The following is a 21,500-nucleotide window of genomic DNA, read 5'->3' as shown; positions in this document are numbered from 1 at the left end:
ATTTATATCCAATTACTTTTTATACGCCAACGTTCTTATCTTGATTTTAACCTCATTTCCTATAAAAAAGGGCCCATTATCCATCTTTTTGTTGAACATAATTCCGAAATCGAATCGATCGATGACCAAATCGGCTTTAATACCTATAGCTATTTTCTTTGTAGGATCCTTAAAAGGACCAGAAACAGTTATCGGAAACTGAATGCGTTTTGTGATTCCCCGAATGGTTAAATCCCCTTCCATGACATATTGATTTTCCTGGTTTTTGGTCACTGCTGTAGACACAAAGTTAATTTCTGGATATGACGCCGTATCCAACCACATTTTTCCTTTAAGGTGACCGTCTCTTACTTCATTATTAGTATCCAAACTATTGGTTTGAATCTTAATATTTGCTTGTAAACTCTCTATATTTTCATTTTGCAATGAGATGTCACCAGCAAATTCATTAAATCTACCCGTGACTTCACCTACCAGAAAACGTTCTACATCAAAACCAATATAAGTATGCCCAACATCCAATAGGTACTGATCATTTGCTGAGTAGAATCCGAGATTAAGAAATGAGAAAAATAATAGTAATGGTAGGAATGTTTTTGTTTTCATCATAAGGTGTTTTTTGATTATACCTCAATGATAAAACTATCTGATATCCCAGGCGACAACCTTTATAAGTATTGCCAAACTTTATAATTGATTAGTATGAACAACGCTTTTTCGGAAAGCTGAAGGCGTATTCCCATCAAACTTTTTGAAAGCGTTGACAAAAGAGGTTTTATTATTAAATCCGGCATCAAATGCAATCCGCAACAGCGTATATTCAGGATGTTGTTGTATTCTTTTTTTAGCTTCTTCTACCCGACTGCTATTAATCAAATCAAAAAAAGAAGAATTAAAATGTTCGTTAATAATCTGAGAAACATGATGAGAAGGGATGTCCATCATTTTGGCTACATCATCTAACCGAATCTTACTATTCAAATAGATTTTTTCGTTTTCGATTAAATCCTTCAACTGCTGAACGTAGGTTGCTACTTCTTGTGATTTCAAGGTGCTTTTTGCGTACTTTTCTTTCTTAAGTTGAATGGGTTGCCATTCTGCGTTCATCAAATAGTATCCTATTACATAGAATAAAACTCCCGTGGGGAGCACGTATATGTAATCCAGATGTCTTCTATAAATATCTGTTACCAAAAGGAGGTATAAAAACAGTGATGAAAATACGACAACGACCAGAAGTATTCTGTTAAAAAGCTTCGCCCATCGAAGTGCTGGCTCTATGTGTGCATATTCAAATCTCAATGCTCTACTATAATTTTGAATGATGTATAAATTTCTGAAGAGGTAAAACCCTAGGTGAACAAATTGAGTAATAAACACCACAGCATATACATATTGAATAGGACTGATCACTTTTTTTCTATGATCAAAAACCGAAAGCATTCCATAATCAACTTGTCTTTTGTTGATAATATCATCAACAAAAAGAGGAAGAACGACTACAAAGATTAGAAAGGGTAAGAAATGTAGTACTTCTTTGAATCTAGGTTTCCATTGTTGATCCACCATTGATTTGAAATAAAACAACGACAATGGTCCCAATAGAAACCAAGATCCATATCGGGTTCCATAAAAAATGCTAAATGGGATGTGCAATCGTTGTCGGATGGAGAAAAATTCCAGCATGAACCAAATCAACACCAGAAGTATGCCTACAAGGTAGGTATTCTCCTTTCGGATACGTTTTTTGGGCGAAAACAATAGTACTGAAATCAGGAAAATCCCTTGAAAAATAACTATAAGTAATAATGCCGACCAAAAATCAATACGCATTAACGGTTTTTATGTTTTATGAAAAGTAGATATATGTTGCAATTACAATCGCACAAATCAATACACCCACAACTTTGACAGCTTTCCATGGAACGATATCCACTTTTTTGGTGTACTCTAACTCGAACGGAACTGCTCTTGGATACAATTTACCAATAATTAGCATAACTCCTACATTGAAAACAAAAAGTATCGCCATGACATGCAAGAAATGCGGAAATTGATCCTCCATTATCGTACCATCCAACACTACATAAATTATGTACAGCACTGCACCAGAGACAATAGCAATTTTTGCTGCAATAGCTGGAACATTTTTGGTAAGATATCCTACAACAATAATGGTAAGAATAGGAATACTGTAGCATCCATTAACCTGCTGCAAGTATCCAAAAATACTCTCTGCACTTTGTAAGAGCGGAGCAATAATCATAGCAAACAAGGCCAGACCTACTCCAAACAGTTTTCCTGCAAATACGGTTTGGCGCTCTGTCGCTTCTTTATTTACATATTGCTTATAGATATCTATTCCAAACAGGGTAACCGAACTATTTAATGCACTATTAAAAGAACTCAATATGGCACCAAATAACACCGCAGCAAAGAACCCGACCAAGGATAGTGGTAATACTTTACTCACTAAGGTGGGATAAGCTTCATCGGCTTTCTCTAATGTATCTCCAAACATATGAAATGCTATAACTCCTGGAAGCACTACAATCAATGGACCTAATATTTTGATGAAGGCTGCCAACATTAATCCTTTTTGTCCTTCTTTCAGGTTTTTTGCTCCCAACGCTCTTTGGATTATCGCTTGATTTGTTCCCCAATAAAACAATTGCACCAACATCATCCCAGTAAAAATAGTAGCAAACGGTACAGAAGCCTCACTATCACCAATAGAGTCAAATTTCTCTGGATTATCTCTAAACAAAGTAGTCAATCCCTCCCCGATACTTCCATCTCCTATTTCCAGCAATCCAAATACGGGAATCATAATCCCCCCGATCAATAATCCTATAGCATTAATCGTATCCGAAACCGCTACAGCTTTTAATCCTCCAAAAATTGCATAAATCGAACCGATAATACCAATCCCAAAAACACAAATCCAAATAGCTGCATTTTTGGAAACTCCTAATAATCCAGGCACATCAAACATGGTACTTAACGCCAACGAACCGGTATATAATACGATTGGCAATAATACAATTGCATACCCAGACAGAAATAGTCCGGATGCAATGGTTTTGGTCACCGTATCATATCGTTTTTCTAAAAACTGGGGTACTGTGGTAATCCCTCCTTTAAGGTATCTCGGTAACAAAAACACAGCGGTAATCACCATGGCAATCGCAGCCAACGTCTCCCAAGCCATTACCAAAACTCCCTCAGTAAATGCCTGCCCATTAAGCCCAACGATCTGTTCTGTAGACAAATTGGTAAGTAACAATGAACCTGCTATGACCACTCCTGTAAGACTTCGACCTCCTAAGAAATAACCATCCGAAGTGTTTTCATTTGTTTTACGCGAGGCGATATAAGAGATTATTCCCACTAATAAAGTGAAGCCTAAAAAGGAAAGTAAACCCATAATGATTGTGTTTTGAGATTAAATATATAGGAATTATTTTAAACTATTATTAACATTTTCGATTTGATAAATTCTTTCAAAAAGACGCTAAACTCATCTATTTTTGAGAAGCCTCTTCATGATTATTAAATGTTTAAGAAAAAACAACCCTACCTATTTCATAAGTCCCCACAGGCATTTTCATGTACTAAATGAATGTTAATTTTTACATAAAAGAATACTATTATCGCATATTTGCGTTTCAAATCGTGGTATCTATCTTAACACAAACTCAACATTTTTGATACCGCATTTAAAGCTACCACCTGAATCTTAACTTGATACTTATGTGATCGCTGAACCTCGAGTGAAATCTTCATTCGAGGTTCTTTTTTGAAGAGTGATCTACCAGCAAATTCAAAAAAACCGCACTATCTATTGCCAGAATTAGAATGCTTGCCATAAATCCCCTATTTTTGAGTCCTTACCAATAAATTAATATAGTATTGTAATGCGAATTCTTCTTTTTATGGTGATGATTTGTTTTTGTTTTTCTTGTAAAAAGGAAATCAAAACAGAAGCACAAGTAGTTCCTACAGAGAAACCACTGGATAGCCTTTCTAAAGACCATATACGACTAGATCTGTTGAAGCTCTCTTCGCAAGGAGAAAAAGACCTTGAAACTTTTGAGGATTTTCAAAACCTGCGAAATTTAAGCCAAACACTAAAAACCGCTAACCCATACTATGTAAAAAAGTATGCTGATAGTATTCAAATACTAATTCAGGTTTTTGACGAAAATCTTTCAGAAGATTTGAATGTAAACACAATCAATTCTCGAATTTCTGTGCTTATGACCGAATCTGGTCTACTCAAGCAAGTAACGGAAACCAAAAATCCCAAACCCGAGAAAATTCTTGAGCAAAATACGCGTTTGCTTACAGCCTATAATAGTTTGATCGTTCAACTTAATGAATTGTCTTTGGCCATACCAGAAAATATTGAAAAAGAGCTTTTGCGTGATTTGGATGAAGAAAATAAAGATGAATAAATACTATGAAAAATATCCTCCTCATTTTATCCGTAGTTTATTGCAGTGTTTGTTTTGGCCAAGCAAAAACCGACATTGATCAACTGCTTGTATCCTGGCATAAAGCAGCAGCAGATGCCGATTTTGAAGCCTATTTTGGCCGTATGACTAATGATGCCATTTTTATAGGTACAGATCCGACAGAAAATTGGTCGTATGACGCGTTTAAATCTTTTGCAAAACCCTATTTTGACAAAGGTAAAGCCTGGAGTTTCTCGACTTTGGAACGAAACATTTTTGTTAAAGAAGGTGATACTTTAGCCTGGTTTGACGAATTGTTGGACACCCAAATGGGTATTTGCAGAGGAAGTGGTGTAGTAGAAAAAACAACTGATGGATGGAAGGTGAAACACTATGTATTATCGATCGCTATTCCCAACGAAAATGTAGCAGAAATCACCAAACTGAAACAAAACTTTGACACCACGCTTATGCAGCAATTAAGAGCTGGTAAGAACTAGTCCATCGTAGCTTGAAATGCACTAAGATCATCAAAACAATGCGCTGCACCAGCAGCAAGAAGTTTGTTTTTGTTCCGCTCTCCTATCCCTACAAAATCCAGGGATAAATTCTGCGCAGTTTTCAAGTCCCATATTCCATCTCCAACAGATATCACCTGATCAAACTCGGATTTCTGGTAGAACCGCTTTGCCCGATCAATAGCATCCAGTACAAATCCTTCTCTAGACTCATGCGTTTTTGAGGTAGCTAGCAATTGTTCATCATACCAAAGGTTACATTGTTCTAATTTTAGTATTGCTGGCTTAGGTAGTGCGCCAGTAGCAAAACAAAACGGTATTTTTTGATCTCTAAGAAAATCCAGTAATCTTTTTGCTCCATTAATTTCTACAACAGGATCAAATTTGTTCATCTGCAGCACCAAATCCTCTTCAAAATCATGCAATAGCCCCTTTGGCATCTCGGATTCAAAATTACGCTCATAATTGTATCGCAATGCATAACTATCTGTATGATGCTTGTAGTTATTGTAGTCGGTATCGATATCTTTAATTCCTAATGCTTGTAACGATTTGGTGACCGAAATCAAATACATAGGAACACTATCGGTTAAAGTACCATCAATATCAAATATGAAAAGCTTGTTTTTCAGAACAATTATGGTATTAAAATGAATATTTTAACGACGCGATAAAATTTCTTCCCGCACCTGCAATTCCAGAGGAATATGGTCGATAACGTTGATCTGTGATATTCTCTACAGAAAAGATTCCGGTAATATTTTTGGTCACGTTATACTGAGATCTAAAGTTTAAAGTATACCAGGAAGGAGAATACGGATTCCCATTTTCGTCACTTGCATAAAGGGATGGATTATTTTGTTGTGACGGAGCAAGGTCCTCAAAATCAAATGTCCCATTGTATTGCACAAAAGTACTCAACATCAACTTATCATTGCGAAAAGTAAGACTAGAATTACCAAACTGCGGAGACACATGTCTTGACGGGGTGATTAAACCACCTTCTAACTCTTCTTCCCCACCCACAAAGGTATATTGCGAGGCAAACTCAAAGTTTTTAGCAAAGTTATATTTCAGGCCTGCTTCAAAACCATAAATCCGTGCTCTGGCCGCATTTTGAATAGCCTGTACATTACTCAATTCACCTCCAAACAGGATTTCAGTTTCTCCATTCAGATCAAAATCACTTCGCACCAAGGCATTATCCAGATAGGTATAATATGTAGCCAAATCCAATGTAAAACGATTCCCAAATTTAGCACTAAGTCCTAATTCTCCATTATAAGCATATTCTGGTCTTAAATCTGGATTCGGCACCACTACAGAACCAGGTTCTGAATCAAATATTTTACCAACATCATCAATATTTGGAGCTCTAAACGCCGTAGAAAAGTTTAATTTCCAATGAAGGATATCATTTGGCAACCAACTTAACCCAGCTGTACCAGTTAATGCATCCGTATCCAGATTAGCTTCATCAAAAGGGAAGTCAAAAAACTCATCATCATATTGCGAAAACAAAATGATTCTGTTGTATCGTAATCCTCCTTGAAATCTTAGTTTTTCGCTAAAATTATTCTGAATACTCAAATAAGCAGCAATCGATTGCCAGGTAGATCCATCTGGGTATCTTGAGGGTGCATTTTCTACTACACCAGTTTCGATATCTCTACGGGATCCATCAGAAAAGACATTATTCAGTATGTATTCTAACCCGTAGTAAAATGAGGTCTTTGAGCTATATTTTTTCTCGAAATCTACATTTAAAGAGTATACATCCACCTGTTCTTGTGTTCTCTCTAATATGGTACTTCCAAAATTTCGATCGTTTCGACTTTCTTCAAAAAACTGATAGGCCGCTGTGATCTTCATTTTATCATATAGTCTGCTTCTCGATTTTTGAGCTACTTGTAAGTTTCCCATGAACCAGCGTTGTGGACCGTAAAACCATTCTGCCGACTGCAAATTCCCATCCCTACGTCTGATTAATCGATCATACCTGGGATAGTCTGAAGAAGTAGTGTAGATCAAATCCGCATTAAAGTCCCAAGTTTCGTTGGGTGTAAAATGTATTTTTTGCAAAAAATTTACTTGGTCATATCCAGTAAACACTTGTTCTTCTGGATCCGGATTTTGAAGAACTACATCCTGACCATTAATTCGTTCAACAAACTCTGTTCTCAAATAATCATCTGGTCCATTACTCCCCATTCGTAGATCATCAAAATCGGTATAACTTACACTAGTTAAAAAAGCCCATTTATTCAATCCTATGTTTAAGTCTATATGACCTGTCTTTTCATTACTTGCACTTGCATATCTGGCTAACACATTCCCGGTGATCACATGCTCTCCAGTTACCGAAAACTTAGGTTTTTCGGTATAAAAATTCATAACTCCTCCTATGGCATCACTACCATATACCACAGAACCTGGCCCCAAAATAACTTCGGTTCTACCAATAGTAAAAGGATCTATGGATATTACATTTTGCACATTTCCCCCTCTAAAAATCGCGGTATTCATACGTACTCCATCTACGGTAATTAGAAGACGGTTTGTAGAAAAACCTCTAATAATGGGACTACCCCCACCCAACTGACTTTTTTGAACAAATACCTGCCCACTATTCTGTAGCAGATCTGCTGAGGTTTGTGGTGTGGATTGCGATATGTCTTCTGAAGTAATACTCAACACCTTATGAGTGATGTCATCTTTATCCTGTTCCCATTTAGAAACCGATATCACCACTTCAGAAAGTTGATTTTCATCAACGACCATGTATACCGTATTTCCTTTTCTAACAACTTCGGATTTCCGTATATGTAGATTTACATGCGAAACATGATCAAAAAATAAAAGTTCCCTATCTGCAAATGAAGATATATCAGCAACACCATCAAAATCGGTAAGCGCACTTTTTGATTTATCCTTGTTGTAAATAGCAACATTAGGTATCGGTGTTTTCGAAGCTTTACTAAGTACCGATATTTGTTGAGCATTTACAAAAGGAGCGAGAATAAAGAATAATAAAACAGTAAGTATTAAACGCATTACCTATTTGAAAATTTCATTTAAAACCGAAAGTGATTTTGGTTTCTTAAAGCCGTGCAAATGTAGTTCAAAATATAATAATAGCATAGCAAGAACCTCACTTCGTGTCTTCTTCGACAAACTAATATCCATACTCCCCTCAAATGTTGTGCCTAAAAACTCTTTGAACTTGGATATATGCTGCCCCTCGACACAATAAACATTAGTATCCACAGATTGAAATACTCCTTCTTGCATATTAAAATAAGGGGCGTCGATTTGAGACAAATCCGGAAAAAAACCCAAATACTGGGTTAACTTAATTAGAAATGTAATATGGAAATTTGCGATTTTATCATGAGCATCGAGCCAAAGGATTGTAGTTTGAAGATAATCAAACAGATCAACATTAGATTCTTGTTCCTGAATCGAACTTTTGAGAATATCGGCAATAAAAAATACCAAAGCGCTTTTTATATGGTCTGTATGTAGACTGGTATAATGAGATAAAACTCGTACATCTCGTAGTCGTTCTAAAGTACCTTTGTTTTTGTGCGAAGCTTCGATATCCAAAAGCATCAAAGGCTGAAAAAAAGAGGATCTGATTTTGCCTTTTTTAGATTTCAAAACTCCTCTAAGCATGTATGATCGTAAACCATCTTTTCTTGTAAACAATGTCGCTATCAAATCTGCTTCTCCATATCGAATAGCGTGTAGTACTATTGCAGGTGTATTTACAATCATGTTGCAATCAGAATCATTAAGCTATTACAAGAATTCCTTTTTCATTTTACATCTTTCTAATGACTCCTTAGCCCTGGTTAATGTGTTTTTATCCAGGGTGTTCAATGCGCATTTTTTATAGTGTTCGATTGCTTTATCCAATTCCCCTTGTTGTTCATACATAATTGCATATTCGTTATAAATAGTAGATTTTGTAATTCCGGGAATATTCATTGCCGTATCCAGTAAACTCTTTAACTCTTCCCATTTACCAAGTGTAGATAGTAAAATCGCATAGTTATAATAGACACTAGGGTACATCGGACTTTTTTCAAGGCACAACTTATAAAGGGTTTCTCCCTTTTCGTATTCCTTAAACTTTACTTCGTACAGATACCCAAGATGATTATATGCCTTTCCAAAATTGGGATCCATATCAATAATCTTTTCTAGCTTATTGGTCGCTTCGTCATAATATCCATTCTTGATATCATCATTGGCTCGATGAAGCATTTCTTCCAGTTTTGTAAGGTGATCCATACCTTTCTTTTTATACGTTATATAAAGTAATTGTGTTGCAATCAAATGTAATCAAAAATAGGGGTATTCTCTTTGTTTTTGAAACAAGATATTTATGTCATCATTTCTTTTTAGGCGGATATTTTGAAAATGTTTTTTGCATGATTTTCAAAAAGAAGTTTTCTCTATTCTCGGGTTTGGCATTCATATTAAATCTTCCTTCAGAAATCGCTTGCCATACTAGATTGTTACTTCCTACATCCACAAAATCGGTAGTAATCCCAAGAAATGTTTGCGGGCCACCGATTGGGATTGATCCACCAACTCCTACTCCAATCCCACGATTTCCTCCTCCTATACCAACACCTATGTTATTGTTAGATGCCTGTTCAAACAATCTGGTCTTAAAGTTAATGTAAATGTCAGGCGTGTTTGACGGAGTAAAACCAATGGACTGTAGCACTGCTTCTGTACTACGAATCAACCTTTTTTCATCTAACTCGTTTAATCCAGAATTCATTTCGGGATAAAAAGCATACGTTTTATATTTCGAAAAGTCCTGTTGTTCATCATAATCATAGTTCACATAACTACTACCGCAAGAAACAAGCCCTAAGGATAACCACAATAAAATAATCTTTTTCATCTGTACTTTTTTATAAAAGTACACAACAAATTGTTATGTGCTAGATATTTATATGCGATATATTAAAAAATCCGTTTGAGACAAGTCTCAAACGGATTTTTATACGAAATGCTTTGATCAATTATTGCTTACCACTAATTCTGAAACTAAAATGCCATTCATGTGGGTACCAAGTATCCCAGTCTTCCAGACTGGTACCATTTTCTGATTTGGATTCTCCAGTAAACCCTGATCCATTATGAATTTCATCAGCTTCGTCAACATTAGCAGTTGATCCGGTAGAAACACCTAGAGCTTCTCCATTAATTAAGTACCATGTAAAAAAGTAGTTGGTATCATTTTCTAGCAAAAGATATAATGAAGATAAATCAAAATCTACCCAACCTCCATTAAATGGTCCTTGAACCGTGGTAATTTTTGAAGCTATAATATTTCCGTTTGATTCTCTAATATTCAATTTTATTTCAAAATTCCCATTATATGTTGCTCCGGTATTATCTGATCTAAAAGGATCACTGAAATGCACTCCAAATGAGGTCGGATTGGTATCCTTTTTTAATATCACCGTCTGACCAGTACCCACATTTCTAGGGCCAATTTCTGGAACATCAGGGACTACACGGTCATCACCACCAAACCATTTAAATGCATTAGTGATATCACATTGTACATCATAATCCACATCCATGCTTTCTAGCGTTACTGTATATTCTTTTGTATCTCCATTTTCTGCAGTTACCGTAAAGACAATTGGGTTAGTATAATCCAATATCGTCTCTGGATCCGGAGATATGGTTGCTCTATTAGAAATGGTAACTATAGGGGTTAAAGACATCAAATTCACATCAGGTAGAATTCTCTGAAAAATAGTTCCGCTTTCTTCATCGATATCCAGACTTCTCTTAAAAATATCAGTATCGATTTCGAATGATAACAGCTCTTTTTCTGGACTTAAATCTCTTTTGATGTCTACTGTAAAACTCTGTTCATCTCCATTTTCTGCAGTTACCGTAAAGGTTATAGGGTCTACAATACTTTTTACTGTACTAGGATCTGGAGTAATGGTGGCATGATTAGATACCTCAATAGTTAAAGTAACGTCTTCGTCATCTATATAATATGGTGTTCTTCCATTTATTTCATTTTCAACAACTTCAAAATCCTCTACATAATCTCCACTTTTTAAATTGAATGATACTAGATCATTTTCTGGACTTTCATTCCTTTTAATATCAACATTAAATATCTTTTCCTCACCATTTTCTGCGGTTACTATTAACTCTAAAGGTTCTTTAATACTTTTTATCGTTTCTGGATCTGGTGTAACCGTTGCACGATTCGATACTTCTATAGTTAACGTTACATCCTCGTCGTCGATGTAATAAGGTGTCGTTCCACTTATTGTTCCTTCTTCAACTTCAAAATCTTCTTGGTAATCACCACTTTTAAGATTAAAGGATAATATTTCGTTTTCATCATGTAGCTCTCGATTGATTCCTATTACATATGTTCTTTTCTCTCCATTCTCTGCTGTAATTGTAAAATTGGTAAGATCCTTAATTGAAGTAATAGAAGCAGGGTTTGGGCTAATAGCAGCCTTATCAGAGACGAGTATCGTCAATACGATATCTTCTTCGTCTACAAAATATGGAGTGCTGCCTTGAATCGTATTTTCTTTAACCTCAAAATTTTGTTCATAATTACCACTTGTTAATTTAAAAGAAGTAATAAAATTTTCATCACTCAAAACTACTTCTTCATCTTCATTACAAGAATAGGTTAGTACAATTAAGTTAAAAAGGAGTAACATTTTTACTCCTTTGATCACATTTTTCATCATGTCTGATTCGTTGTTTTTTTGATTAATTCTTTATCGCTATAGTTAAGTATCTTTCCTCTCTAATTTGTTACCTAAAAAAATTAATTTTTTTATAAAAAGTTTATAGTCCCTAAAAACTCAACTCAAGTGCTTCAAAAAAACAAAAGCCGCTCGGGAATCCCGAACGGCTTTTATCAAACTATGTTATTTTATTTAGATCACTCCCTGGGCAAGCATAGCGTCTGCCACTTTTACGAATCCAGCAATATTGGCTCCTTTTACATAATCCACATAACCATTGCTATCTGTACCGTATTCTAAACAAGCTTTATGGATATCACCCATAATTTGCTTCAGTTTTTCATCCACTTCTTCTCTAGTCCAGTTAAAACGCAAAGAGTTCTGTGTCATCTCTAATCCCGAAGTCGCTACTCCACCTGCGTTAGATGCTTTACCTGGTGCAAAGAATATCTTAGCCTCATGGAATGCAGCAATCGCTTCTGGAGTACTTGGCATATTAGCTCCTTCACTTACACATGCACATCCGTTAGCAATAAGTGTTTTTGCATCATCTCCATTTAGTTCATTTTGTGTAGCACATGGTAATGCGATATCACATTTCTCTCCCCATGGAGTTTTTCCTTTATGGAAAACAGCAGAAGGGTATTTCTCCACATACTCATGGATACGACCTCTTCTTACATTTTTAAGCTCCATAACAAAAGCAAGCTTTTCTTGGTCGATACCATCTTTGTCGTAAATATATCCTGAAGAATCAGAAAGCGTAACTACTTTTGCTCCTAGTTGAGTCGCTTTTTCTGTAGCATATTGTGCCACATTACCTGATCCAGAAACGGTAACTGTTTTTCCTGCAAAAGAATCCCCTTTGGTTTCCAGCATATTCTGTGCAAAATAAACCGCACCATATCCAGTTGCTTCAGGTCGAATCAATGATCCACCCCATGTAATTCCTTTTCCTGTAAGTACTCCGGTAAACTCATTCTTCATTCTTCTGTACTTCCCGAATAGGAATCCGATTTCTCGAGTACCTACACCTATATCTCCAGCAGGTACATCGGTATTTGGACCGATATGTCTGTACAATTCACTCATGAAACTATGACAAAAACGCATTACTTCGGCATCAGATTTTCCTTTAGGATCGAAATCCGAACCTCCTTTACCACCTCCCATAGGAAGTGTCGTTAAGCTATTTTTGAATACTTGTTCGAAAGCCAAGAATTTTAGAATACTCAAATTCACCGATGGATGAAAACGAAGTCCTCCTTTGTATGGTCCGATAGCAGAATTCATCTGGATTCTATATCCTCTATTGACATGAATTTCTCCCTGGTCATCTACCCAAGGCACACGGAACATGATCACCCTTTCTGGCTCCACCATTCGTAACAGAATGTTTTTGCCATTATAAATTTCATTTTTGGCAATGTAAGGGATCACAGTTTCTGCTACCTCTTGCACAGCTTGTAAGAACTCTGGCTCATATTGATTACGAGCTCTTACTTCTTCCATAAATGCATCGATTTTTGCTTGCATATGTTAAAGAATTAATGGATTCTTATTTGATAAGTAAAATTTGGTCTCAAAGATATGATATTCTTAAAAAACCATGTCTGTTTTTTTGAATTTAATAACTTACCCTATCGCTTGTTCTAAATCTGCAATAAGATCATCTACATCTTCTATACCTACACTCAATCGAATTAACGAATCAACAACCCCGGTTTTTTCTCTTTCTTCTTTCGGTATAGAAGCATGTGTCATACTTGCAGGATGTCCTGCAAGGCTTTCTACTCCTCCTAATGACTCTGCTAGTGTGAAAATCTTTAAGTTTTCTACAATTTTGATTGCACTTTCATAATCGCTGCCTTTAGGCACAAAAGAAATCATTCCCCCAAAACCATCCATTTGCTCTTTGGCAATATCATAATTTGGATGATCTTCAAAACCTGGCCAATATACTTTTTCGATTTTTGGATGATTTTTTAAGTATTTTGCAATCGCCTCACCGTTTTCGCAATGGCGTTGCATACGAATGTGTAATGTTTTTATACCACGAAGCGCAAGGAAACTATCCTGTGGACCACAAACTGCGCCACTGGCGTTTTGTATGAAATACAATTTCTCTGCAACAGCATCATCTTTTACAATAAGCGCTCCCATTACCAGGTCACTGTGTCCTCCTATATATTTGGTAGCACTGTGCATTACGATATCTGCTCCCAAGTCCAATGGCCTTTGCAAATATGGTGTAGCAAAGGTATTATCTACAGCCAACAAAACATTGTGTTTTTTGGCAACACCAGCAATTGCTTTGATATTAATGATGTTCATCATTGGGTTTGTTGGCGTCTCTACCCAGATCAGTTTTGTATGATCATTTACATGACGCTCCACCTTATCAGCATTGTTCATCCCAATAAAATGGAACTTAATGCCAAAGTCTTCAAAAATCTTGGTAAACAAACGATAGGTCCCTCCGTACAAATCGTTAGTAGAAATCACTTCATCACCAGGCTTTAGTAACTTAATAACTGCATCAATTGCCGCCAATCCGGATCCAAACGCCAATCCATATTTTCCATTTTCGATACTGGCTAATGCATTTTCTAAAGCTTGTCGTGTTGGGTTATGTGTTCTACTATATTCAAACCCCTTGTGCCCACCTGGTGTGGTTTGCGCATAGGTTGAGGTTTGGTAAATGGGTGGCATCACTGCTCCATATGCTGGATCGTGTTGCTGTCCTCCGTGTATAGTTTTGGTATTAAATTTCATATGCTTATCATATCGTTTCAAATGTCAAATGGAACTCGTCAACTCATTATTTTCGATTTTGGTCAAAAACTTTGCTATAACTCGTTACATTTATTTGTACATTTTTACGAGAAAAAATAACTTGCTTTTTTGTTAAAAAACTGAACAAATGTATGATTTAATTCGTTCTAATCATATATCAATGAATACCTTTAGTAGATGATTAACACAAAACCTAACAGCCGACTTTTTTCATTATTTTTTGTCGCATTTGTATTGTTGCTTCAAGGCTGTAATACCAATGAATCTTTCACTTTTGAAAAACAAAATATCACCAACAAAACACACTCGATTTGTGAAGGAGAAGATTGTCCTATAGTAGATATTCATCTCGTTAATGTCGTAGATGACAGTCCTATTTGTAAAAACATAAATAAGGAAATTGAAAAAGCCGCTTGCGCAGTGTTGAATTTGGAGGAAAACTTATCTCCTGTAGAAATAAAACAAGCGATCAAACGATTTAACCGATCTTATCAGGAGGCACATCAGGAATTCCCAGAAGAAATTCCTCCGTACGAAGTATCCATAGATTCCGAAGTAAGTTTTCAATGCCAAAGTATGCTCTCTATATTGATGGACTCTTATGTCTTTACCGGTGGAGCACATGGCTACGGAGCGGTTTCATTTATTAATATAGATCGCAAAACCGGATTACCTATTAAAAACAAAAAGTTGTTTAGGGATTATAGCGCTTTCAAAGATTATGCTGAACGTGTATTTCGATCCACTTATGAAATCTTACAGAGTGAATCCATTAATAGCACTGGTTTCTTTTTTGAAAATGATGCATTTGCGCTACCAGAAAATATAGGGTTCACGGATACTGCAGTAATTTTGTATTACAACACTTACGAAATCAGTTCGTATGCCGAAGGACCAATAGAAATTAAAATGAATAAAGAAGACGTTGCTTCTTATTTTGCCTTTGATATTTTATAATCTGGTTTGGTCTCTTTCAACCAGTTTTCAGCTTCTGCAGTATACCAATTCCTAGAAAAGTTATTTGCTTCAACAATTTGACGAAAATGAAAGAATGCTTTTTCAACAGTGCCTTTCCTATCAAAATAAGTCCCCATATACATATGCAGATAAGGATTTTGTGGATCTTGTTTCAGTAAATGCACCCCTATCTTCTCTATTTGTGGATCAAAATCATTAAAAGACTCCATACCCCTATAAAATGTAACATCTTTCAAAAAAGAAAGGGTGTGCATGAGATTGATATCTGCATAATCCAGATAGTTAGGGAACTCAGAAAATATTTTATTAAGAAGCATTTTACTGGTTTCCATATGTTTTACATCATACCGAGCCATAAAAGAAGAGGATAGCGCTTGTGACAACAGTTTTTTTCGATAAAACTCTTGATTTGTATATGCTTGTTCGGTTGTAGTAGATGCCTCTGTCTCCAAAAGTGGCATATCTGCAAATTGGTAGACATAGTTTTTCAAAAAACTTAAGGCAAAAAGTGAAGATGCAACATCTCCATAGATCAATCTTGCCGGATCACTCATTAAGTTATTGTTGGCTAACAAAATAAGAGACAAATTTTTTGAGGGAACTTTCAACCACAAACCTGAATAACAATCATACTGACCATAACCCCAAATTAGTGATTCACCTTGAAATGTCTGACTAAAAATGCCATATCCATAGGGTAAATCTTCTTCAACACCTTTGAACAACAACTCTTTGGATTCCTTAGAAATCAGTATATCCTGATCCAAAGCATTATTAAAAGTGCTTAAGTCCTTCAAATTAGATACGATCCCTGCTGAAGCTGAAGATCCATAATCCACAAAACCTTTTGTAATGGTACCTTCTTCCAGAATGTAGGGCTGCGCTACTGTAAAATTACTTTCAGCTAATTGCAAAGAATCCTTAAGCAAAAAGGTGTTTTTCAAGCCCAAAGGATCAAATATCTCAGCCTTCATATACCCTTCAAAAGTATCTCCAGATGCTTCTTCAATGATTTTGGTTAGCGCTCCAAAACGGGAACTATAGTAAAAATGTTTTCCTACTTCATCACCTTGAGAAGTATGAGATAAAACATGTTTGAGTAATATAGGTTCTTTAATGGGTAGGTTCGGAAAATAGGTTTTTAAGGAATCATCCAAAGACAGTTTCCCCTGCTCGACTAGTTTCATCATTAATACTCCCGAAAAGACCTTGGTCACAGAAGCTATAGGAAATACTACTTCAGCATCAAGGGCAATCTTACGGTCTACATCCGAAACTCCAAAATAGGCTTCTTGCACGATTTCTTCTCCTTCTTGAACGACAACAGCTAAGCCGGGAATCTTAAAAAAATCTTGAAGTTGAAGGAGTTCCTGCTCAAAATTCTTGGTTGCATTAAATTTCGGTTGTTCTTCTTTGCCACAACTAATAAACAACAGTCCTAAAAGGAGAAGATACCCATAGTGTTTCATCATGATTTTTGATTTATTGAACCCTATTTCTTCACCAAAAAATGGCTTATAAGGCCTTTTTCAATGCCAAAACATATCCCAGGTGAATTCCTTCATGAAAATTATTGAAATTCAGGGCATCTTCTATAGATTTTAACACAAAACCGGTACTGGTAGGATACTCCTGAAAGTTCTTAAAAATTCCCGCTTCGATATCTTTTTGGGTTTGATCCAAGGTTGTAAATAAAAGCGAACGTACTTGATCTACTTCTTCTTGTGATACCACACCTTCAGTTTTTGTCCCTTTTCTAAATTTAGCCACCATTTCATCACTCACCATCATCGGTAATCCACTTAATTTATAGGCCAACAGTTGTTGTGTGACAATAACGTGCGCAATGTTCCAGATCAAATTGTTTTGAAACCCTTCTGGAACGGTATTGAGTTGCTCTAGCGAATGAGCGTTAAGAATTTTTTCTAGTAAACGGCGATTCGTGCGTGTAATTTCTAAAAGATGTTGCATGAAGTTCTTAATTTTTAGCCAAAAATATAAGTTTTAATTCTTAAATGAATTTCCTTTGTGATGATTTTGACATTAAATAATTTCAGCTGTGAAAAAATTATACCATCTCTCTACTTGTGATACTTGCAAACGCATCATCAACGAATTAGAACTTCCTTCAGAAGTTGTATTGCAGGATATCAAAACAGAAGCGATTACCAACGAACAAATTCAGGAAATGCACAAGCTAGCTGGAAGCTATGAAGCCTTATTCAGCAAACGCGCACGATTGTATAAAGAGCGTGATCTCAAAAATCAAAATCTTACCGAAGAGGATTATAAAAATCTAATCCTTGAGCACTATACATTCTTAAAACGCCCGGTGTTTATCCACGATCAGCAAATTTTTGTTGGAAATAGTAAAAAAGCGGTAGCCGCCGCAAAAGAAGCCATACATGGATAAAAGAACTGCAGCATTACTTGCTGCCTTTGGCGCTAGTTTGATTTATGCTGTAAATCATACCGTTGCCAAAGGAATTATGCCTATGTACATTAAACCCTTTGGGTTTATTTTGCTACGGGTAGTTGGTGCTGCTGTACTGTTTTGGATTGCCGCTTTATGGGCTCCTAAAGAAAAAATTGACCATAAAGATTGGCCCAGAATCCTGGGATGTACCGTTTTTGGAATGGTCATCAACATGTTGATGTTTTTTAAAGGATTACAACTCTCTACCCCGATTAATAGTTCGGTAATGATTACCATATCTCCTATTATGGTATTTATCCTTTCGGCCATCTTTATAAAAGAAAAAATCACCATTCTTCGAACCGTTGGGATATTGCTTGGATTTTCTGGAGCATTGGGACTTATTCTTTTTGGTGCCGAAGTGCGTCAAGACGCTCCAAATATACCTTTAGGAAATGCGCTTTTTATCATCAATGCTGCCTCTTACGCGATTTATTTGGTGATGGTAAAACCGCTTACCACCAAGTATCACTCTTTTACATTGATGAAATGGTTTTTTCTACTCGCCATAGTGATTAATTTTCCAGTGACTATCTCAGAATTTAATGAGGTAGCTTGGACATCTCTTCCATTTGATGTGATTTTGAAAATGGCTTTTGTGGTAGTGGGTACCACCTTCTTTACCTATTTACTGAATGTTTTTGCATTAAAAACGCTAAAAGCCTCTACCATTGGTGCATTTATCTATTTACAACCTTTACTCGCCATTAGTTTTGCCATGGCTATGGGAGCAGACTCTTTGAATCTGATTAAAGTGATTTCGGCCGTGTTAGTGTTTATCGGTGTCTACCTGGTCACCAAAAAACCTAAGGCTTTACCCTAAATCTACAGGTTTTTTATTAAACCTTCTGGTATCTTCTTTGGTAAGAATTTTAAAATCAGATGGACGCTCTATCTTATCCATAAATTTCATCATCTCTGCTGGTAGTGGGATTAGTTTTCTACTCCCCAGATCCATCCACGCTCCCATCATTTCGCATTGCGCAAAATTTCTTCCTTTATAGTCGTAGAAGTTGTGCCTAAATTCAAAAAACATTCCATCTTCACTAAGGCCAGAAACTTCTAGAGAAACTCGTACCGGAGGTCCATAAAAAACCTCTTTGAAGTAATAGATATGCTCATAAAAAACCACAGGACCAACATTGAACTTCCCTAATAATCTTCTGTCAAACCCCTGTTCTGACAAGAAGGACATACGAGTATGTGCAGCAAATTCTATATAGGCCTTGTTTGCCAGGTGCCGATTAGCGTCGATATCATTCCAACGTATTTCAAAATCTTTTATGTACATATCTTTGTTTTTTGCTTTACAAAAATACGAAACATTTTATTATGCATGCATAATAAAAGAAATTGAAGAATCCTCAAATTAAGCTTGCACTTTGAAAAGGCACTTGGTATTCTTATTTTAGAACAAAAATTCACACATGTATATCAAAAGAAATATTGGTTGGGGGCTTATCTTACGATTCGGATGGAAAAACATTCTGTTCTTTATTCTCTATTCTGGTGTAGTCTTCTCCATATATTATTTTTTGGATTGGACTTTTATTGATATTCCTTTCCAACCGCTAACAGTAATTGGGATAGCGGTTGCCTTTTATATCGGTTTCAAAAATAGCCAGAGCTACGATCGTTTTTGGGAAGGTCGAAAAATTTGGGGTGGGATCGTAAATTACTCCAGAACCTGGGCCAATCAAGTACTTTGTTTGGTAGAGGATGATCATCAAACCAAAAGTGTTTTGATCCATCGTCATATTGCCTGGATCAACGCGTTGCGTATACAACTACGCCAACCTACCTCTTTCTCGATCAAGGAACACTCATCGGTGGAGAATCTTTTCAAAAAACATGGAGAACAACAACCTGCTTGTGATGCAACCAAACTGTTTGTTTCGCAAGAGGAATATGAAGACCTATTAAACAGAAAAAATACAGCCACTCATATTGTAAAAAACCAAGGACTTCATATCAAAAAGTTATGTAAAGAAGGGAAAATAACAGAATTTGACAAGCAATTGTTTCATGGAGTTCTTGAAGAATTATATAACCTTCAAGGCAAATGTGAGCGTATTAAAAATACGCCCTTCCCTAGACAATATGCTTATTTCAGCACGGTGTTTACCTGGATTTTTGTACTCTTACTTCCCTTTGGGATGCTCAATGTTTTTGAATCTGAATTGGCCACAATGCCAGACGAGATACAACGTTGGTTTATCTTTTTGATGATTCCTTTGTCTGTTTTGGTTTCCTGGGTGTTTACCACTATGGAAAAAATCGGAAGCAATAGTGAAGATCCTTTTGAAGGACGTGTCAATGACGTACCCATGACAGCATTATGCAGAACCATTGAAATCGATCTACGAGACATGCTGGATGAAAAAGAGTTACCAGAAAAAGTAAAACCCAAAGACAATATCTTGTATTAATGCCAGTATTAGATTCTTCGTATACCCCCCCGCATCTGTTTAAGAATGGTCATTTTTCTACCATCTATCCTAATCTTTTCAGAAAAGTAAATGGAGTACAACAAACCAGAGAACGAGTAGAACTGGATGATGGGGATTTTATTGATTTGGATTGGAGTTATGCCCCCGGCAAAAACACTCAAAAATTAAGTGTTATTATTCACGGACTTGAGGGTAATGCACAACGCCAATATATGGTGGGTCTTGCCAAGCATCTTAATCAAAATGGATGGGATACGGCTTTGGTGAACTTAAGAAACTGCAGTGGTGAAGTAAATCGACTCTATAGATCCTATAATGCTGGAGTTACCGAAGACGTAGCTCGTATACTACATCATATTTCGACCACTCAACAATATGGCGCTATTACGCTTTGTGGTTTTAGCCTTGGCGGAAATCTAATATTAAAATACATCGGTGAAAACCGAACTTTACCTACAGAACTGCAAGCGGCGATGGCCATATCCGCCCCTTGCGATTTGTATAATTCATTACAGGAAATCAATAAACCCAAAAACTTTGTATACGAACAACGCTTTATCAAACATCTGAAAGCAAAATTATACGAACGTCAACTTGTTTTTCCTGAGCACATTAGTAAATCACAAATAAAACAATGCAAATCGCTAATAGACATCGATAATCTATATACCAGTAAAGCGCATGGATACAAAGATGCTATTGATTACTATACCCAATGTAGTAGTAAACAGTTTTTGAAAAACATTTCCATTCCTACCTTAATTCTTAACGCGAAAAATGATTCTTTTTTGGGAGATCAATGCTATCCCTACACCGAGGCAAAAAAGAACGATCATGTGTTTCTTGAAGTTCCTGTTTACGGTGGACATGTTGGATTTTACAGCTCTGAATCAGTGTATTATAATGAAAAAAGAGCTTTAGAATTCTTCTCAAAACATACGTTATAGCCAATCAAAAAAGAAGTTTTTTCCTACGTGCTTTTTATTTTAAACGAACGTTAAGGGGGTGTTAAAGTATTATGAAGAGTTTTTTTTCACTTGATCGAAAATCTTTTTTTAATTAAG

The 21,500-nt window shown here is 36.1% G+C and carries 21 protein-coding genes; 7 read left to right on the top strand and 14 right to left on the bottom strand.

The window, feature by feature from the left end:
• Positions 1 to 12: 12 nt before the first annotated feature.
• From ACXAGJ_RS05660 to ACXAGJ_RS05650, 3 genes are all read right to left on the bottom strand, one after another.
• A complete protein-coding gene (locus ACXAGJ_RS05660; RefSeq protein ID WP_474837908.1) occupies positions 13 to 609 on the bottom strand; it encodes a YceI family protein in 597 nt (198 codons plus the stop codon).
• A 78-nt stretch (positions 610 to 687) separates the two neighbouring features.
• Positions 688 to 1,833, bottom strand: coding sequence for an AraC family transcriptional regulator (locus tag ACXAGJ_RS05655; protein ID WP_474837906.1), 1,146 nt, complete (start codon positions 1,831 to 1,833; stop codon positions 688 to 690).
• A gap of 16 nt (positions 1,834 to 1,849) precedes the next feature.
• The gene (locus tag ACXAGJ_RS05650) at positions 1,850 to 3,427 is read right to left on the bottom strand and encodes a solute:sodium symporter family transporter (protein ID WP_474837904.1); all 1,578 of its coding nucleotides are present in this window, start codon (positions 3,425 to 3,427) and stop codon (positions 1,850 to 1,852) included.
• 490 nt (positions 3,428 to 3,917) lie between these two features.
• Between ACXAGJ_RS05650 and ACXAGJ_RS05645 the strand changes: the two genes are divergently transcribed.
• Both ACXAGJ_RS05645 and ACXAGJ_RS05640 read left to right on the top strand, forming a co-directional pair.
• Positions 3,918 to 4,457, top strand: a complete 540-nt coding sequence (locus ACXAGJ_RS05645) for a hypothetical protein (protein ID WP_474837902.1) — start codon at positions 3,918 to 3,920, stop codon at positions 4,455 to 4,457.
• A 5-nt stretch (positions 4,458 to 4,462) separates the two neighbouring features.
• Entirely contained in the window at positions 4,463 to 4,957 is a 495-nt protein-coding gene (locus ACXAGJ_RS05640) for a nuclear transport factor 2 family protein (protein ID WP_474837900.1), read from the top strand.
• Here ACXAGJ_RS05640 and ACXAGJ_RS05635 read toward each other — a convergent pair.
• The 8 genes from ACXAGJ_RS05635 to ACXAGJ_RS05600 form a co-directional block, all read right to left on the bottom strand.
• On the bottom strand, positions 4,954 to 5,589 hold the full coding sequence (locus ACXAGJ_RS05635) for an HAD family hydrolase (RefSeq protein WP_474838055.1): 636 nt from the start codon (positions 5,587 to 5,589) through the stop codon (positions 4,954 to 4,956). The two genes, ACXAGJ_RS05640 and ACXAGJ_RS05635, sit on opposite strands and share 4 nt — an antisense overlap.
• Before the next feature lie 31 nt (positions 5,590 to 5,620).
• Complete coding sequence (locus ACXAGJ_RS05630) at positions 5,621 to 8,029, bottom strand: TonB-dependent receptor plug domain-containing protein (RefSeq protein WP_474837898.1); 2,409 nt, start codon at positions 8,027 to 8,029, stop codon at positions 5,621 to 5,623.
• Positions 8,030 to 8,032: 3 nt separating this feature from the next.
• Entirely contained in the window at positions 8,033 to 8,752 is a 720-nt protein-coding gene (gene recO, locus ACXAGJ_RS05625) for a DNA repair protein RecO (protein WP_474837896.1), read from the bottom strand.
• Between the two features lie 24 nt (positions 8,753 to 8,776).
• Complete coding sequence (locus ACXAGJ_RS05620; protein ID WP_073319838.1) at positions 8,777 to 9,271, bottom strand: tetratricopeptide repeat protein; 495 nt, start codon at positions 9,269 to 9,271, stop codon at positions 8,777 to 8,779.
• A gap of 100 nt (positions 9,272 to 9,371) precedes the next feature.
• A complete protein-coding gene (locus tag ACXAGJ_RS05615) occupies positions 9,372 to 9,896 on the bottom strand; it encodes a DUF4136 domain-containing protein (RefSeq protein WP_474837894.1) in 525 nt (174 codons plus the stop codon).
• A gap of 121 nt (positions 9,897 to 10,017) precedes the next feature.
• Positions 10,018 to 11,736, bottom strand: coding sequence for a DUF5018 domain-containing protein (locus ACXAGJ_RS05610; RefSeq protein WP_474837892.1), 1,719 nt, complete (start codon positions 11,734 to 11,736; stop codon positions 10,018 to 10,020).
• Between the two features lie 192 nt (positions 11,737 to 11,928).
• Positions 11,929 to 13,272 (bottom strand): NADP-specific glutamate dehydrogenase, encoded by a 1,344-nt coding sequence (gene gdhA, locus ACXAGJ_RS05605; RefSeq protein WP_474837890.1) that lies wholly within the window; start codon positions 13,270 to 13,272, stop codon positions 11,929 to 11,931.
• Between the two features lie 99 nt (positions 13,273 to 13,371).
• Positions 13,372 to 14,511: a cystathionine gamma-synthase gene (locus tag ACXAGJ_RS05600; protein WP_474837888.1), complete on the bottom strand. Its 1,140-nt coding sequence runs from the start codon at positions 14,509 to 14,511 to the stop codon at positions 13,372 to 13,374.
• Positions 14,512 to 14,709: 198 nt separating this feature from the next.
• On the opposite strand from ACXAGJ_RS05600, the gene ACXAGJ_RS05595 reads away from it, so the two are divergent.
• Positions 14,710 to 15,489 (top strand): DUF3298 and DUF4163 domain-containing protein, encoded by a 780-nt coding sequence (locus ACXAGJ_RS05595; protein ID WP_474837886.1) that lies wholly within the window; start codon positions 14,710 to 14,712, stop codon positions 15,487 to 15,489.
• Here the strand turns inward: ACXAGJ_RS05595 and ACXAGJ_RS05590 are convergent.
• Together ACXAGJ_RS05590 and ACXAGJ_RS05585 are read right to left on the bottom strand one after the other, a co-directional pair.
• Complete coding sequence (locus ACXAGJ_RS05590; protein ID WP_474837884.1) at positions 15,465 to 16,982, bottom strand: serine hydrolase domain-containing protein; 1,518 nt, start codon at positions 16,980 to 16,982, stop codon at positions 15,465 to 15,467. The genes ACXAGJ_RS05595 and ACXAGJ_RS05590 overlap by 25 nt on opposite strands.
• 43 nt (positions 16,983 to 17,025) lie before the next feature.
• Positions 17,026 to 17,481, bottom strand: coding sequence for a DinB family protein (locus ACXAGJ_RS05585; RefSeq protein WP_474837882.1), 456 nt, complete (start codon positions 17,479 to 17,481; stop codon positions 17,026 to 17,028).
• Between the two features lie 88 nt (positions 17,482 to 17,569).
• Between ACXAGJ_RS05585 and ACXAGJ_RS05580 the strand changes: the two genes are divergently transcribed.
• Positions 17,570 to 17,923 (top strand): arsenate reductase family protein, encoded by a 354-nt coding sequence (locus tag ACXAGJ_RS05580; RefSeq protein ID WP_474837880.1) that lies wholly within the window; start codon positions 17,570 to 17,572, stop codon positions 17,921 to 17,923.
• Positions 17,916 to 18,809: a DMT family transporter gene (locus tag ACXAGJ_RS05575; RefSeq protein WP_474837878.1), complete on the top strand. Its 894-nt coding sequence runs from the start codon at positions 17,916 to 17,918 to the stop codon at positions 18,807 to 18,809. The genes ACXAGJ_RS05580 and ACXAGJ_RS05575 overlap by 8 nt, the downstream gene beginning before the upstream one ends.
• Here ACXAGJ_RS05575 and ACXAGJ_RS05570 read toward each other — a convergent pair.
• Positions 18,801 to 19,277: an acyl-CoA thioesterase gene (locus ACXAGJ_RS05570; RefSeq protein WP_474837876.1), complete on the bottom strand. Its 477-nt coding sequence runs from the start codon at positions 19,275 to 19,277 to the stop codon at positions 18,801 to 18,803. The genes ACXAGJ_RS05575 and ACXAGJ_RS05570 overlap by 9 nt on opposite strands.
• 136 nt (positions 19,278 to 19,413) lie before the next feature.
• Between ACXAGJ_RS05570 and ACXAGJ_RS05565 the strand changes: the two genes are divergently transcribed.
• The gene (locus tag ACXAGJ_RS05565) at positions 19,414 to 20,415 is read left to right on the top strand and encodes a bestrophin family protein (RefSeq protein ID WP_474837874.1); all 1,002 of its coding nucleotides are present in this window, start codon (positions 19,414 to 19,416) and stop codon (positions 20,413 to 20,415) included.
• Positions 20,415 to 21,383, top strand: coding sequence for a YheT family hydrolase (locus tag ACXAGJ_RS05560; protein ID WP_474837872.1), 969 nt, complete (start codon positions 20,415 to 20,417; stop codon positions 21,381 to 21,383). The genes ACXAGJ_RS05565 and ACXAGJ_RS05560 overlap by 1 nt, the downstream gene beginning before the upstream one ends.
• Positions 21,384 to 21,500 lie beyond the last annotated feature (117 nt).

The organism is Aquimarina sp. AWH4_224, from assembly GCF_056160245.1.
Note: the sequence above shows the minus strand (reverse complement) of the source record. Positions and strands in the feature narration are given on the sequence as shown.

What these genes read in the sequence shown, in the direction of transcription:
- ACXAGJ_RS05660 (WP_474837908.1), bottom strand. Translation starts at nt 609, where the DNA reads ATGATGAAAACAAAAACATTCCTACCATTACTATTATTTTTCTCATTT.
- ACXAGJ_RS05655 (WP_474837906.1), bottom strand. Translation starts at nt 1,833, where the DNA reads ATGCGTATTGATTTTTGGTCGGCATTATTACTTATAGTTATTTTTCAA.
- ACXAGJ_RS05650 (WP_474837904.1), bottom strand. Translation starts at nt 3,427, where the DNA reads ATGGGTTTACTTTCCTTTTTAGGCTTCACTTTATTAGTGGGAATAATC.
- ACXAGJ_RS05645 (WP_474837902.1), top strand. Translation starts at nt 3,918, where the DNA reads ATGCGAATTCTTCTTTTTATGGTGATGATTTGTTTTTGTTTTTCTTGT.
- ACXAGJ_RS05640 (WP_474837900.1), top strand. Translation starts at nt 4,463, where the DNA reads ATGAAAAATATCCTCCTCATTTTATCCGTAGTTTATTGCAGTGTTTGT.
- ACXAGJ_RS05630 (WP_474837898.1), bottom strand. Translation starts at nt 8,029, where the DNA reads ATGCGTTTAATACTTACTGTTTTATTATTCTTTATTCTCGCTCCTTTT.
- recO (WP_474837896.1), bottom strand. Translation starts at nt 8,752, where the DNA reads ATGATTGTAAATACACCTGCAATAGTACTACACGCTATTCGATATGGA.
- ACXAGJ_RS05620 (WP_073319838.1), bottom strand. Translation starts at nt 9,271, where the DNA reads ATGGATCACCTTACAAAACTGGAAGAAATGCTTCATCGAGCCAATGAT.
- ACXAGJ_RS05615 (WP_474837894.1), bottom strand. Translation starts at nt 9,896, where the DNA reads ATGAAAAAGATTATTTTATTGTGGTTATCCTTAGGGCTTGTTTCTTGC.
- ACXAGJ_RS05610 (WP_474837892.1), bottom strand. Translation starts at nt 11,736, where the DNA reads ATGATGAAAAATGTGATCAAAGGAGTAAAAATGTTACTCCTTTTTAAC.
- gdhA (WP_474837890.1), bottom strand. Translation starts at nt 13,272, where the DNA reads ATGCAAGCAAAAATCGATGCATTTATGGAAGAAGTAAGAGCTCGTAAT.
- ACXAGJ_RS05600 (WP_474837888.1), bottom strand. Translation starts at nt 14,511, where the DNA reads ATGAAATTTAATACCAAAACTATACACGGAGGACAGCAACACGATCCA.
- ACXAGJ_RS05595 (WP_474837886.1), top strand. Translation starts at nt 14,710, where the DNA reads ATGATTAACACAAAACCTAACAGCCGACTTTTTTCATTATTTTTTGTC.
- ACXAGJ_RS05590 (WP_474837884.1), bottom strand. Translation starts at nt 16,982, where the DNA reads ATGATGAAACACTATGGGTATCTTCTCCTTTTAGGACTGTTGTTTATT.
- ACXAGJ_RS05585 (WP_474837882.1), bottom strand. Translation starts at nt 17,481, where the DNA reads ATGCAACATCTTTTAGAAATTACACGCACGAATCGCCGTTTACTAGAA.
- ACXAGJ_RS05575 (WP_474837878.1), top strand. Translation starts at nt 17,916, where the DNA reads ATGGATAAAAGAACTGCAGCATTACTTGCTGCCTTTGGCGCTAGTTTG.
- ACXAGJ_RS05570 (WP_474837876.1), bottom strand. Translation starts at nt 19,277, where the DNA reads ATGTACATAAAAGATTTTGAAATACGTTGGAATGATATCGACGCTAAT.
- ACXAGJ_RS05565 (WP_474837874.1), top strand. Translation starts at nt 19,414, where the DNA reads ATGTATATCAAAAGAAATATTGGTTGGGGGCTTATCTTACGATTCGGA.
- ACXAGJ_RS05560 (WP_474837872.1), top strand. Translation starts at nt 20,415, where the DNA reads ATGCCAGTATTAGATTCTTCGTATACCCCCCCGCATCTGTTTAAGAAT.